The 14,495-nt window shown below is 63.8% G+C and carries 9 protein-coding genes; all 9 read left to right on the forward strand.

Annotated features, from left to right (window positions below; genetic code table 11):
* The first annotated feature begins 37 nt into the window (after nucleotides 1–37).
* On the forward strand, nucleotides 38–2,500 hold the full coding sequence (locus tag YU3_RS0102345; protein WP_027164727.1) for a glycogen/starch/alpha-glucan phosphorylase: 2,463 nt from the start codon (nucleotides 38–40) through the stop codon (nucleotides 2,498–2,500).
* Between the two features lie 104 nt (nucleotides 2,501–2,604).
* Nucleotides 2,605–4,818 carry a 1,4-alpha-glucan branching protein GlgB gene (gene glgB, locus YU3_RS0102350; RefSeq protein WP_027164728.1) on the forward strand — a complete coding sequence of 738 codons (2,214 nt, stop codon included), beginning with the start codon at nucleotides 2,605–2,607 and terminating at the stop codon, nucleotides 4,816–4,818.
* Between the two features lie 64 nt (nucleotides 4,819–4,882).
* Entirely contained in the window at nucleotides 4,883–6,151 is a 1,269-nt protein-coding gene (gene glgC / locus YU3_RS0102355) for a glucose-1-phosphate adenylyltransferase (RefSeq protein ID WP_027164729.1), read from the forward strand.
* Between the two features lie 158 nt (nucleotides 6,152–6,309).
* Nucleotides 6,310–7,755 carry a glycogen synthase GlgA gene (gene glgA / locus YU3_RS0102360; RefSeq protein WP_027164730.1) on the forward strand — a complete coding sequence of 482 codons (1,446 nt, stop codon included), beginning with the start codon at nucleotides 6,310–6,312 and terminating at the stop codon, nucleotides 7,753–7,755.
* 3 nt (nucleotides 7,756–7,758) lie between these two features.
* On the forward strand, nucleotides 7,759–9,387 hold the full coding sequence (locus YU3_RS0102365) for an alpha-D-glucose phosphate-specific phosphoglucomutase (RefSeq protein ID WP_027164731.1): 1,629 nt from the start codon (nucleotides 7,759–7,761) through the stop codon (nucleotides 9,385–9,387).
* Nucleotides 9,388–9,654: 267 nt separating this feature from the next.
* The gene (locus tag YU3_RS0102370) at nucleotides 9,655–10,260 is read left to right on the forward strand and encodes a nucleotidyltransferase domain-containing protein (protein WP_245273396.1); all 606 of its coding nucleotides are present in this window, start codon (nucleotides 9,655–9,657) and stop codon (nucleotides 10,258–10,260) included.
* Nucleotides 10,253–10,669 carry a hypothetical protein gene (locus YU3_RS0102375; protein WP_027164733.1) on the forward strand — a complete coding sequence of 139 codons (417 nt, stop codon included), beginning with the start codon at nucleotides 10,253–10,255 and terminating at the stop codon, nucleotides 10,667–10,669. The genes YU3_RS0102370 and YU3_RS0102375 overlap by 8 nt, the downstream gene beginning before the upstream one ends.
* A gap of 175 nt (nucleotides 10,670–10,844) precedes the next feature.
* Nucleotides 10,845–12,845 (forward strand): glycogen debranching protein GlgX, encoded by a 2,001-nt coding sequence (gene glgX, locus YU3_RS0102380; RefSeq protein WP_027164734.1) that lies wholly within the window; start codon nucleotides 10,845–10,847, stop codon nucleotides 12,843–12,845.
* Nucleotides 12,845–14,488, forward strand: a complete 1,644-nt coding sequence (locus tag YU3_RS0102385; RefSeq protein ID WP_036257688.1) for an alpha-glucosidase family protein — start codon at nucleotides 12,845–12,847, stop codon at nucleotides 14,486–14,488. The genes glgX and YU3_RS0102385 overlap by 1 nt, the downstream gene beginning before the upstream one ends.
* The last annotated feature ends 7 nt before the right edge of the window (nucleotides 14,489–14,495 follow it).

Raw genomic sequence — 14,495 nt, forward strand, 5'->3', positions numbered from 1 at the left:
AAACCGGTATGATCGTGGCAACATCACGAGAGGCAGCATGACATCCGCCATGACGATCGAAGTCCCTGTTCTCGACAATCCGGATCCCAAGACCCTCGCCGAAGAGGTCTTGATGTCGCTCAAATACCGGGTCGGCAAGGACACCACCGTTGCCACGCCCTATGACTGGCTGACGGCCTCGATCAAGGTCGTGCGCGATCGCATCGTCGATCACTGGATGCAGGCGACCAAGGAAGCCTATGACCAGCAGGAAAAGCGGGTCTATTACCTTTCGCTCGAATTCCTGATCGGGCGCCTGATGCGCGACGCCTTCTCCAATCTCGGCCTGATGGAGAACATGCGTGAGGCGCTCTCATCGCTCGGTGTCGACCTCGACCTGATCGCTGGCCTCGAACCGGACGCGGCGCTGGGCAATGGCGGCCTCGGCCGTCTCGCCGCCTGCTTCATGGAAAGCATGGCCACCGTCGATATCCCCGCCCATGGCTACGGCATCCGCTATGCCAACGGCATGTTCCGCCAGGAAATCCAGGGTGGCTGGCAGGTCGAGCTGCCGGAGACCTGGCTCGACCACGGCAACCCCTGGGAGTTCGAGCGCCGCGAGCGCTCCTTCGAGGTCGGTTTCGGCGGCTCGGTGGAATCGATCACTTCCAAGGACGGCCGCCTCGAACGCCATGTCTGGAAGCCGACCGAGCATGTGCTCGCCGTCGCCTACGACACGCCGGTCGCCGGCTGGCGCGCCAGGCGCGTCAACACGCTCAGGCTCTGGTCCGGCATGCCGATCGACCCGATCCTGCTCGACAGGTTCAACGCCGGCGACCACATCGGCGCGCTGGCCGAGAGCAACAAGGCGGATGCGCTGTCGCGCGTGCTCTATCCGGCCGATTCCCACATGGCCGGGCAGGAACTCCGGCTCAGGCAGGAATATTTCTTCTCCACCGCTTCGTTGCAGGACATCGTCCAGCGGCATTTGAGCCAGTATGGCGATTTAAAATCGCTGCCCGACAAGGCGGCGATCCACCTCAACGACACCCATCCCGCGGTCGCCGTGCCGGAGCTGCTGCGGCTCCTGATGGACGTCCACGGCATGGATTTCGACCAAGCTTGGGACGTCACCAAGCGCACCTTCGGCTACACCAACCACACGCTGTTGCCTGAGGCGCTTGAAAGCTGGCCGGTGCCGCTGTTCGAGCGCCTGCTGCCGCGCCACATGCAGATCGTCTACGCTATCAATGCGCAGGTCCTGCTCGAGGCCCGTGCCACCAATCAGTTCTCCGGCGAGCAGATCGCCCGGATCTCGCTGATCCAGGAAAATGGCGACCGCCGCGTGCGCATGGGCAATCTGGCCTTTGTCGGCTCGCATTCGATCAACGGCGTTTCGGCCCTGCATACCGAGCTGATGAAGGAGACGGTATTCGCCGATCTCCACAAGCTCTATCCCGATCGCATCAACAACAAGACCAACGGCATCACGCCCAGGCGCTGGCTGATCCAGTGCAATCCCGGCCTGACGGCACTTGCCCGCGAGGCGATCGGCGATCGCTTCATGGACGACATCGAGGCGATCAAGGGGCTCGATCCTCTCGCCGACGACGCCGCTTTCCGCGAAAAATTCGCCGCCGTGAAGCGCCAGAACAAGGCAAGGCTCGCCAACCTCGTCGCCGAGCGGCTCGGCATCAGGCTCGACCCGTCGGCGTTGTTCGACATCCAGGTCAAGCGCATCCACGAATACAAGCGCCAGCTGCTCAACATCCTGGAGGCGATCGCGCTGTACGACCAGATCCGCTCGCATCCCGAGCGGGACTGGATGCCGCGCGTGAAATTCTTCGGCGGCAAGGCGGCGCCCAGCTACCACAACGCCAAGCTGATCATCAAACTGGCCAATGACGTGGCAAAAGTCATCAACGGCGATCCGTCGGTGCGCGGCCTGCTCAAGGTGGTTTTCGTGCCGAATTACAATGTCAGCCTGGCCGAGGTGCTGATGCCGGCCGCCGACCTCTCCGAGCAGATCTCGACCGCCGGCATGGAGGCGTCGGGCACCGGCAACATGAAGTTCGCCATGAATGGCGCGCTGACCATCGGCACGCTTGACGGCGCCAATGTCGAGATCAAGGAACATGTCGGCGACGACAACATCTTCATCTTCGGCCTCACCACCACCGAGGTCGCCGAGCGGCGCAACAATGGTTACAATCCGCGTGAGATTATCGAAGGGTCTCCCGAACTGGCGCAGGCGGTGTCGGCGATCTCCTCCGGCGTCTTCTCGCCCGACGATCCGGACCGCTATCGCGACCTGATGAACGGCCTCTACCAGAGCGACTGGTTCATGGTGGCGGCGGATTTCGATTCCTACGCCGCCTGCCAGCGCGAGGTCGATGACGTGTGGCGCGACAGCCCCGAGTGGAACGCGCGCGCCATCCGCAACGTCGCCCGCGTCGGCTGGTTCTCGTCCGATCGCACAATCCGCCAATATGCGAAAGAAATCTGGAACGTGCCCGTCTGATATGATTGCATGAGGCTACGAACAATGTGGCCCAGGTGTATTCTGTCCAATTGCGCTGGGCGGGTGCACCCAAAACAAAGCTGCCCGGGGAGGGCGACCGCTTGATGAGGAAGCCGCGCGCGACCGCTGCGACAAGCGGGCCGGACGGACTGGCGCCAGCCGGCGATGTCGCGGCGATTGTCGCCGGAACGCATGGCGATCCTTTCGCGGTCCTGGGCGTGCAGGAAGCCGGCAAAGGTTTCGTGGCCCGCTGCTTCGTGCCCAACGCCGAATTCGTCACCGCTTACACGCTGACCGGCAAGGAAGCCGGTGAGCTTTCCCGCCGCGACGACGCCGGCTTCTTCGAGGGCAAGGTCTCGATCCGCAAGCGCCAGCCGCTGCGCTATCACGCCAAAAATGCCGGCGGCGACTGGTGGCTGACCGATCCCTATTCCTTCGGTCCGGTGCTCGGTCCGCTGGACGATTATTACATCGCCGAGGGCTCCCATTTAAGGCTCTTCGACAAGCTCGGCGCCCATATCATCGACCATGAAGGCGCGACCGGCGTGCATTTCGCCGTCTGGGCGCCCAACGCCAGGCGCGTCTCCGTGGTCGGCGCCTTCAACGACTGGGACGGCCGCCGTCACACCATGCGCGACCGCCGCGACACCGGCATCTGGGAATTGTTCATCCCCGATATCGGCGCCGGCCGGCCCTACAAATTCGAGATCATCGGACCCGATGGTGTGCGCCTGCCGCTCAAGGCCGATCCGTTCGCCTTCGAATCGGAACTGCGCCCGGCGACCGCCTCGGTGACGGCGCCGCCGATTGCGCATCAATGGGGTGACGAGGCGCATCGCGGCTTCTGGCGAAAGGCCGATCCCAGGCGCGAGGCGATCTCGATCTACGAGGTCCATGCCGGTTCCTGGCAGCGCCGCGACGACGGCACCTTCCTCTCCTGGGACGAGCTCGCCGCGCGGCTGATCCCATACGCGGTCGACACCGGCTTCACCCATATCGAGTTCCTGCCGATCTCGGAGCATCCCTACGATCCGTCCTGGGGCTATCAGACCACCGGCCTTTACGCGCCGAGCGCCCGCTTCGGCGATCCGGACGGCTTCGCCCGTTTCGTCGATGGCGCGCATCGCGCCGGCCTCGGTGTCATCCTCGACTGGGTGCCGGCGCATTTCCCGGTCGACGAGCACGGGCTTGTCCATTTCGACGGCACCGCGCTTTACGAACATGCCGATCCGCGCCAGGGGTTTCATCCCGACTGGAACACCGCGATCTATAATTTCGGCCGCCGCGAGGTGGTATCGTTCCTCGTCAACAACGCGCTGTTCTGGGCCGAGAAATACCATGTCGACGGCTTGCGCGTCGATGCGGTCGCCTCGATGCTCTACCTCGATTATTCGCGCAAGGCGGGCGAGTGGATCCCCAATGAGAAGGGCGGGCGCGAGAACCTGCAGGCCGTCAGCTTCCTGCAGAAGATGAACAAGGAACTCTACGGCCACCATCCCGGCGTCATGACCATCGCCGAGGAATCCACCTCATGGCCGAAAGTATCGCGCCCGGTGCACGAAGGCGGGCTCGGCTTCGGATTCAAGTGGAACATGGGCTTCATGCACGACACCCTGGAGTATTTCTCCAAGGAGCCGATCTTCCGCAAGCACCACCACAACGACATCACGTTCGGCCTGACCTACGCTTTCTCAGAGAATTTCGTGCTGCCGCTCTCGCATGACGAGGTCGTGCACGGCAAAGGCACGCTGCTCAACAAGATGGCCGGCGACGACTGGCAGAAATTCGCGACGCTGCGCGCCTATTACGCCTTCATGTGGGGTTATCCCGGCAAGAAGCTTCTGTTCATGGGCCAGGAATTCGCCCAGCGCCGGGAATGGAGCGAGGAGCGCGCGCTCGACTGGAACCTGCTCGAATTCGCGCCGCATCGCGGCGTCTGGCAGACGGTGCGCGACTTGAACTACCTCTACCGTTCGCGCCCGGCGCTGCATGCGCGTGACTGCGAGCCGGAGGGGTTCTCCTGGCTGATCGTCGACGACCGCGACAACTCGGTCTTCGCCTGGCTGCGCAGCGCGCCGGACGGCAACCCGATCGCCGTCATCTCCAATTTCACGCCGGTGCCGCGCGAGAACTATCGCGTGCCGCTGCCGAAGGCGGGAAAGTGGCGTGAAATCATCAATACGGACGCCACGGTCTATGGCGGCTCCGGCATGGGCAATGGCGGCACGGTCGAAGCGAGCGGGGAAGGGGGCGGCATATCGGCGACAGTGCTTCTGCCGCCGCTGTCGACGACCATGCTGGAATTCGTCGCGGACTGAAGCAAGTGAAGTCTCGTCTCTCGCTCTTGCAACGGCCTGGGCAGCTTATTTGGGAGGGTAAAAAATGGCAGAGATCAAAAGAACCCAGCCGCTGGCACGCGATGCCATGGCCTATGTGCTGGCCGGCGGCCGCGGCAGCCGCCTCAAGGAGCTGACCGACCGGCGCGCCAAGCCCGCCGTCTATTTCGGCGGCAAGACGCGCATCATCGACTTCGCGCTCTCCAATGCGCTCAACTCCGGCATCCGCCGCCTCGGCGTCGCCACCCAGTACAAGGCGCATTCGCTGATCCGCCACCTGCAGCGCGGCTGGAACTTCCTGCGGCCGGAGCGAAACGAAAGCTTCGACATCCTGCCGGCATCGCAGCGCGTTTCGGAAACGCAATGGTATGAAGGCACGGCGGACGCCGTCTACCAGAACATCGACATCATCGAGGCTTACGGGCCCGAATACATGGTCATCCTCGCCGGCGACCACATCTACAAGATGGACTACGAGCTGATGCTGCGCCAGCATGTCGATGCCGGGGCCGACGTCACCGTCGGCTGCCTGGAAGTGCCGCGCATGGAGGCGACCGGCTTCGGCGTCATGCATGTCGACAAGAAGGACAACATCATCGCCTTCGTCGAAAAGCCGGCCGATCCGCCAGGCATTCCCGACAAGCCGGAGTTCGCTTTGGCATCGATGGGCATCTATGTCTTCAAGACAAAGTTCCTCATGGAGCAGCTGCGCCGCGATGCCGCCGAGCCCGGCTCCAGCCGCGACTTCGGCAAGGACATCATCCCCTATATCGTCCAGCACGGTAAGGCGATCGCGCATCGCTTCGCCAAGTCCTGCGTGCGCTCCTCGCATGAGTCCGAGCCCTACTGGCGCGACGTCGGAACGGTGGACGCCTATTGGGAAGCCAATATCGACCTCACCGACATCACGCCCGAGCTCGATCTGTACGACCGCGACTGGCCGATCTGGACCTACGCCGAATTGAAGCCGCCGGCAAAATTCGTGCATGACGAGGATGGCCGCCGCGGCGAGGCGATCTCCTCGCTGGTATCGGGCGACTGCATCGTCTCCGGCGCCTCGCTGCGCCGCAGCCTGATCTTCACCGGCGCCCGCATCAATTCCTACTCCAAGCTCGAGGAAGTAGTGATGCTGCCCGACGTCCAGGTCGGCCGCAACGCGCGCCTCAATCGCGTCGTCATCGACCACGGCGTGCATATCCCGGAGGGGCTGGTGGTCGGCGAGGATCCGGCGCTCGACGCCAAGCGCTTCCGCGTTTCGGAAAAGGGCATCTGCCTGATCACGCAGGACATGATCAACAAGCTGTCGACCCCGTAGGGTCGATCAACAAGCTGTCAACCTGATAAGGTTGATCAGTTGTCGACCCCGTAGGGTCGATCAACAAGCTGTCAACTTGATAGGTTGATCCGCAGGCTGTCAGGCGATCAACAAGTTGTCACTTTGACCTGTCACTTTGAGATCGGAATGTGGAGCGCATGCAGGTTCTGTCGGTCACGCCCGAAATCTTCCCGCTGATCAAGACCGGCGGGCTTGCCGACGTTACCGGCGCCTTGCCGATCACGCTTGCCGGCAAGGGCGTGGCGATGCGCACGCTGATCCCCGGCTATCCCGTGGTGATGGCGGCTTTCGCCAAGAAGAAGGCGGTCTACAAATATCCGCTGCTGCAGGGCGGCAAGGCTTCGATCCATGCCGTCAAGATCGGCGACCTCGATCTTTTCGTGCTCGACGCGCCGCATCTTTTCGATCGCCAGGGCGGCCCTTACGGCACCGCTTCCGGGGCCGACTGGCCCGACAATTGGCGGCGTTTCGCGGCGCTCAGCCAGGCCGGCGGCGACATCGCGGGCGGCGCCATCTCCGGCTACCAGCCCGATATCGTCCACGCCCATGACTGGCAGTCGGCGATGACGCTCGCCTACATGCGCTACGGCAAGGCCGTCGGCGTGCCGTCGCTGATCACCGTGCACAACCTTGCCTTCCAGGGCCAGTTCGGCGCCGGCATCTTCGGCGAGCTCGGCCTGCCGGCCGTGGCCATGCAGCTCGACGGCGTCGAATATTATGGCGGCGTCGGGTTTCTCAAGGCCGGGCTGCAGGCCGCCTGGGCGATCACGACGGTGAGCCCGACCTATGCGCAGGAAATCCGCGCGCCGGAATTCGGCATGGGTCTCGACGGGCTGATCAACATGCGCGCCACCGATCTCTACGGCATCGTCAACGGCATCGATGTCGACATCTGGAACCCCGGGACGGACAAGCATCTTGTCGCCAATTATTCCGCCGACACGCTTGCAGCGCGCGCCAAGAACCGCAAGGCGGTCGAGGAGCGCTTCGGCCTCGAGGCGGACGGCAGCCCGATCGTCTGCGTCGTCAGCCGGCTGACCTGGCAGAAGGGCATGGATATTCTGGCCGCGGTCGTCGACGGCATCGTCGCCGCCGGCGCTCGGCTGGCGATCCTGGGCTCGGGCGACGCCGGTCTCGAGGGCACGCTGCTTGCCGCCGCCGCCCGTCATCGCGGCCGCGTCGGCGTCGTCGTCGGCTACGATGAGGAGCTTTCGCACATCATGCAGGGCGGCTGCGATGCCATCGTCATCCCGTCGCGCTTCGAACCCTGCGGCCTCACCCAGCTCTATGGCCTACGCTATGGCTGCGTGCCGGTCGTCGCCAGGACCGGCGGTTTGGCCGACACCATCATCGACGCCAACGAGGCGGCGGTCTCGGCTGGCGTCGCCACCGGCTTCCAGTTCGCGCCCAACAATGGCGGCGCGATGCTGTATGCCATCCAGAGGCTGGTCGAGCTGCACGCCAAGCCCGCAACCTGGGCCTCGATCCAGCGCCAGGGCATGAAGGCCGATGTCTCCTGGGACAAGAGCGCCGAAAAATATGTCGAACTCTATCGCTTGCTGCTTTCGAAAAGGGCTGCCTGAGGCATGATCAGAACCGTCCCCACCAAACCCTATCCCGACCAGAAGCCCGGCACCTCCGGCCTGCGCAAGAAGGTGCCCGTGTTCCAGCAGGAGCACTATGCCGAGAACTTCATCCAGTCGATCTTCGATGCGCTGGAAGGCTTTGAAGGCAAGACGCTGGTGATCGGCGGCGACGGCCGCTTCTACAACCGCGAGGTCATCCAGAAGGTGATCGCCATTGCCGCCGGCAACGGCTTCGGCAAGGTGATGGTGGGGCAGGGCGGCATCCTGTCGACGCCGGCCGCCTCCAACATCATCCGCAAATACAAGACATTTGGCGGCATCATCCTCTCGGCCAGCCACAATCCGGGCGGCCCGCATGAGGATTTCGGCATCAAGTACAATGCCGGCAATGGCGGCCCGGCGCCGGAGAGGATCACCGACGCGATCTTCGCCAAGTCGAAGGAGATCAAGAACTTCAAGATCGCCGACATCGGCACCGTCGATATCGACAGGATCGGCACGGTCCAAGCCGGCGGCATCACGGTCGAGGTGTTCGACTCGGTCAAGGATTACGCCGAGCTGATGGAAAACCTGTTCGACTTCGATGCGCTGAGGGAGCTGTTCAAATCGGGCTTTCGCCTGCGATTCGACGCCATGCACGCGGTGACCGGCCCTTACGCCAAGGAGATTTTCGAGCACCGGCTCGGCGCGCCGGACGGCACTTGCCGCAACTTCAAGCCGCTGCCCGATTTCGGCGGCCATCATCCCGATCCGAACCTGGTGCACGCAAAACATCTCTATGACGAGATGATGGGTCCCGATGCGCCGGACTTCGGCGCGGCCTCCGACGGCGACGGCGACCGCAATTTGATCATCGGCAAGGGCATCTTCGTCACCCCGTCGGACTCGGTGGCGATGCTTGCCGCCAATGCCCGTTTGGCGCCGGGCTACAAGGACGGGCTGAAAGGCATTGCGCGTTCGATGCCGACCAGCGGCGCGGCAGACCGCGTCGCCGAAAAGCTCGGCATCGGCATCTACGAGACGCCGACCGGCTGGAAGTTCTTCGGCAATCTGCTCGACGCCGGCATGGCGACCATCTGCGGCGAGGAAAGCGCCGGCACCGGCTCCAACCATGTGCGCGAGAAGGACGGCCTGTGGGCCGTGCTTTTGTGGCTCAACATCCTCGCCGCGCGCGCAGAGAGCTGCAAGCAGATCGTCACCGAGCACTGGGCGACCTACGGCCGCAACTACTATTCACGCCACGATTACGAAGAAGTCGAGAGCGATCGCGCCAACGCATTGGTCGACGAGCTGCGCGCCAAGCTGGGCTCGCTGCCCGGCACCAGCGTTCGCGGCCTGAAGGTCGCCAAGGCCGATGACTTTGCCTATCACGACCCGGTCGACGGCTCGGTGAGCAAGAACCAGGGCATCCGGATCCTGTTCGAGGGCGGCTCCCGTGTCGTGCTCCGCCTCTCCGGCACCGGCACGTCCGGCGCTACGCTGCGCGTCTATATCGAGCGCTACGAGCCGGACAAGGCGAGGCACGACCTCGACACGCAGGAGGCGCTTGCCGACTTGATCGCCGCGGCAGACGATATCGCCGGCATTAAGAGCCACACGGGCCGCAACAAGCCGAGCGTGATTACTTGAGGGTGCAACAGGGGCGCCGCTTCTTCCACTTGTGGGAGAGGGTCGCCGAGCGAAGTTCGGCCAGATAAGGGTGCCAGCTTGGCGCAGACCTGCGCATTTAATGGCAACCGCCACCCGATGGCACTTCGAAGGGCGCTATCATTGACAACGTCAATATGCCCGAATATCAAGTAAATTAGCCAGACATCAAGGCAATTGACCAGATATGGAGGCGGGCTCTTGGCTCGTTCGGAAAGGGAAAGCGCGATACGAAGGCCACTTACTGCCATGCTCGGCGTCGACTCGAACCTTAGGGTTCTCCGCACGCTGGTGGAGCATGGTGGCCTGCTTGCGGCCTCGGAGATCGTTCGCAGGAGCCGGCTATCTCGGGAAAGCGTACGGCTCGGACTTGTCGCGCTCGAAACCCTGGGGATTGTGGTCGCATCGGGATCGGGGCATTCGAGGCTGTACCGCTTTGATGACAGCCACTATCTCGCCCCTACGTTGGCGGCCCTCTTCAAAGCCGAGAGCAACCGTTTTACGGCGATCCTGGACGCTGTGCGCCAGAGTGCGGCGCAAAGACCCGTCTTCAGCCTTTTCGTCTATGGCAGCGCAGCGCGCGGGGATGACGGTCCAGACAGCGACCTCGACATTGGCCTCATTGCCCGAGCGGATGATCTTGCCCAAGTGGTGGAAGGCCTCCGGGAAGCGCTCAGGGATCCGGCGGAGAGGCTGGTCTTCCTCCCCAACGTCGTCGGCCTCGACTTCGATGATGTCCGACGCCTCGCGAGGGACAAGGATCCGTGGTGGGAAAACGTCAAGCAGGACGCGATCGTCCTTGCTGGAAGCCGCCCCGAAGACGCAGTGTCATTGCAAGAGGCGTTGCATGGCTAGGGTCAGATCCACCAAAAAGAAGGACGCTGCTTATGTCACTAGCAGGCTCCTGATCGCCCGTGGGTTCCTTAAAGATGCACGAAACAGCAACCTCATTGCTGATCCAGGTGACATCGGAAACCCTTCCATGTCGACGGTCATCAACTGTGCGATAGCCTATTCCGATGCCTTGACGGCCAAGCTCCGCGGCGAAATCAACCAGGACGACCACCAGGCCGTCGTCAAGCTCTTGCGGGCGGCTCTGGGCAAGGCTCTCCCTGCGAAGCAGGAGGCGCGTCTGCGTGCACTTCTGGAGCAGAAGGACGAGGTCCAGTACGGATCAAGGGCCATGACTCGAAATGATGCCGAAAAGGCTTTGGAGCGCCTAGAAGAGTTCGCCGCATGGGCCGAGCAGCAACTCGCTCTTTGAGATGGACCGGTAATGCCGTTTTCTGCCGTCCTCGCAGTGTGTTGGCGGCGGTTGCTACCGAATTGCGCAGACCTGCGTTCAACTCCCTAATGCCTCATTCCTTCCAAAACCCCTCATCCGTCTCGGCGCTGCATGCCAATCCGGCTTCTCCGGCAAGGGGAGAAGGGAGGTGCCCGTGAGCCAGCTCGGCGCCATCGTCACCAGCGAAGGCATTCGCTTTGCGGTGTGGTCATCGTCGGCGATACGCTCGTGGGTCGCTATCTTCGATGGCACCGGCGCGTGCGAGGTCGAACGGCTGGAGCTCAGGCCGGAAGGCGAGGGCGTCTTTGCGCTGTTCGCACCCGGCCTTGCCGCTGGCACGCTCTATGGTTTTCGCGCCGATGGCGACTACGCGCCTGAACGCGGCCTCTGGTTCGACCCGGGTAAGCTTCTCACCGACCCCTACGCCGTCGAAATCGACCGGCCATACCAATATCACTGGCGACTTGCAGCCAAACGCAACGAAGGTGCCGATACCGCTCCCTTGATGCCGAAGGCGATAGCATGTCCGCTGCCCAAGCCGCTGCCTTCGAAGCCACCGCTGTTCCAGCCCGGCGGCCTGATCTACGAACTCAATGTCCGCTCCTTCACCAAGCTGCATCCAGATGTACCCGATGCGCAGCGCGGCACCATCGCGGCGCTTGCCCATCCGGCTGTCGTCGAACACCTGAAGCGTCTCGGCGTCTCCGCCGTCGAGCTGATGCCGATCACCGCGTCGATCGACGAGCGGCATCTGCCGCCGCTGGGCCTGAGCAATGCCTGGGGCTACAACCCCGTCACCTTCATGGCGCTCGATCCGCGCCTGGCGCCCGGCGGTCTCCAGGAACTGCGCGATACCGTCGCCGCGTTGCGCAAGGCCGGCATCGGCACCATCCTCGATCTCGTCTTCAACCACACCGGCGAAAGCGACCGGCTCGGGCCGACGCTGTCGCTGCGCGGGCTCGATGCGCTGGCCTACTACCGGCATCAGCCGGACGGCAGGCTGGTCAACGATACCGGCACCGGCAACACCGTCGCCTGCGACCATCCGGTGATGCGCGAGATGGTGCTCGACACGCTACGCCACTTCGTCCACTTCGCCGGCGTCGACGGCTTCCGCTTCGATCTGGCGCCGGTGCTCGGACGCGTCGACGGCGCCTTCGATCCGGAAGCGCCGCTGCTTCAGGCCATCGCCGGCGATCCCGTGCTCGCCGACCGCGCGCTGATCGCCGAACCCTGGGATATTGGCCCGAACGGCTACCAGCTAGGCAATTTCCGGCCGCCATATCTGGAATGGAACGATCGCTACCGCGACGATGTCAGGCGCTTCTGGCGCGGCGATACCGGTGCGATCGGCGCTTTGGCCACCCGGCTTGCCGGCTCCTCGGATGTCTTTGGCAGAGAAGGGCAACCTGTCAGCCGCACGGTCAATTTCATCGCCGCGCATGACGGCATGACGCTGGCCGACATCGTCGCCTATGAGCGCAAGCACAACGAGGCCAATGGCGAGCAGAACCGCGACGGCCATAACGACAATTTGTCCTGGAACAACGGCGCCGAAGGCGAGACGGATGACACCGAAATCGCCAGGGCCCGCTTCAACGACCAATGCGCTTTGCTGGCCACGCTCTTTGCCTCGCGCGGCACCATCATGCTGACCGCCGGCGACGAGTTCGGCCGCACGCAGAAAGGCAACAACAACGCCTATGCGCAGGACAACGCCCTCACCTGGCTGGACTGGGCAGGCCGCGATCTGGCGCTCGAGCAATACACCTCGTCGTTGGCCACGCTGCGCCGGGCTTTTCCCGCGCTGGCGGATACACACTTCCTGACCGGAGAGCCTGCCGATGGCGCGGAACTTCCCGACGTGGCCTGGCTGACCGAGACCGGTTCGCCGCTCGGCGAGCCCGACTGGAACGATCCTGGCCGGCATCGCCTCGTCATGCTGCTTGGCGATACCGAAGGCGACCGTCTGGCCGTCGCGATCAACGGCGACCGCCGCCAATGTGTCTTCTCCTTGCCGCCGCGGGACGGATTTGAATGGCGCCCGGCAATCGAGGCGCAGCAGGTCGACCTTGCGCGGCCGCTGCCCGGCCGCAGCGTCAATTTCATGATCGAGCGGCGTGCCGCTAAATCGCGCGGCAGGAAGGGTTCGTGATGGCTGGCGACAATCCCGGGCAAGGAGCCGAATGGTGGCGCGGCTGCGTGATCTACCAGGTCTATCCGCGCTCCTTTCAGGATACGAGCGGCGACGGCAGCGGCGACCTGACGGGCATCGCCGCACGGCTCGCTTATATTGCTTCGCTCGGCGTCGACGCGGTCTGGCTGTCGCCCTTCTTCAAGTCGCCGATGGCCGACATGGGCTACGATGTGTCCGACTATCGCGACGTTGATCCGATGTTCGGCAGCCTGGAAGATTTCGACGCGCTGGTCGCCGAGGCGCATCGGCTCGGCCTGAAGCTCATCATCGACCAGGTGATCTCGCATTCTTCCGACAAGCATGAATGGTTCGTCGAAAGCCGGGCCAGCCGCGACAATGCCAAGGCCGATTGGTATGTCTGGGCCGACGCCAGGCCAGACGGCAGCGCGCCCAACAATTGGCAATCGCTATTCGGGGGCCCCGCCTGGGAGTGGGACGCCACCCGCCGGCAGTACTACATGCACAATTTCCTGTCCGCGCAGCCCGACCTCAATTTCCACACCCCGGAGGTGCAGGACGCGGTCCTTGACACCGTGCGCTTCTGGCTCGAGCGCGGCGTCGACGGCTTCCGGCTCGACACGGTCAACTACTATGTCCATGACCGTTGGCTACGCGACAACCCGCCCTTGGCGTCAAGCGTCGCCGGCACCAACGGCGCGACCAGCACCTATGCTTTCCAGGAGCATCTTTTCGACAAGACGCGTCCCGAGAACCTCGACTTTCTGAAACGCCTCCGCGCGCTGCTCGACGAATATCCCGGCCGCGCCGCGGTCGGCGAGGTGGGTGACGAGGAGCGTTCCTTGCAGACGCTCGCCGCCTATGTATCCGGCGGCGACAAACTGCAGATGTGCTACACGTTCGACCTGCTCAGCCCGCAATTTTCCGCCGCCCATGTGCGCGGCTGCGTCGAGGCTTTCGAGAGCGCCGTCGCCGACGGCTGGGTCTGCTGGGCTTTCTCCAACCATGATGTCGTGCGCCATGTCAGCCGCTGGACATGGCCAGGCGGAAATCCCGACACGGTGGCGAAATTTTCGATCGCGCTGCTTGCCTGCCTGCGCGGCTCGATCTGCCTCTATCAGGGCGAGGAGCTAGGCCTCGAGGAAGCTGAGCTCGCCTATGAGGATCTGCGTGATCCCGTCGGCATCCGCTTCTGGCCGGGCGTGAAGGGCAGGGACGGCTGCCGCACGCCGATGGTCTGGGAGGCCGAGGCCGAGAATGCCGGCTTCTCGACGGCCAAGCCCTGGCTGCCGGTGCCGCAAGCGCATCGTGCGCGTGCGGTCGATGTCCAGGACGGCTGGGACGGTTCCGTTCTTTCCGCCTATCGATCGATCCTGGCGCTGCGCAAGCATCATCCGGCGCTGGTCGGTGGCTCGATCCGGTTTCTTGATGCCGAAGGTGACCTGCTTGTCTTTGTCCGCGAGGGCGGTGGAGAGAGGCTGCTTTGCGCCTTCAACTTCGCCGGCGAACCGGCAGGCTGGACGCTGCCGGCGGAGTTCGGGCAGGTCGAGGCGATCGACCTTGCAGTCGATGCGTCAGGCTCTCTCGGAGAGGGGGGGCTCGCCTTGCCGCCGCTTGGTGGTTTCCTCGCGCGGATTGCCTGACGGCAGC

This window comes from Mesorhizobium sp. WSM3224, from assembly GCF_000427725.1.
GTDB lineage: Bacteria > Pseudomonadota > Alphaproteobacteria > Rhizobiales > Rhizobiaceae > Mesorhizobium.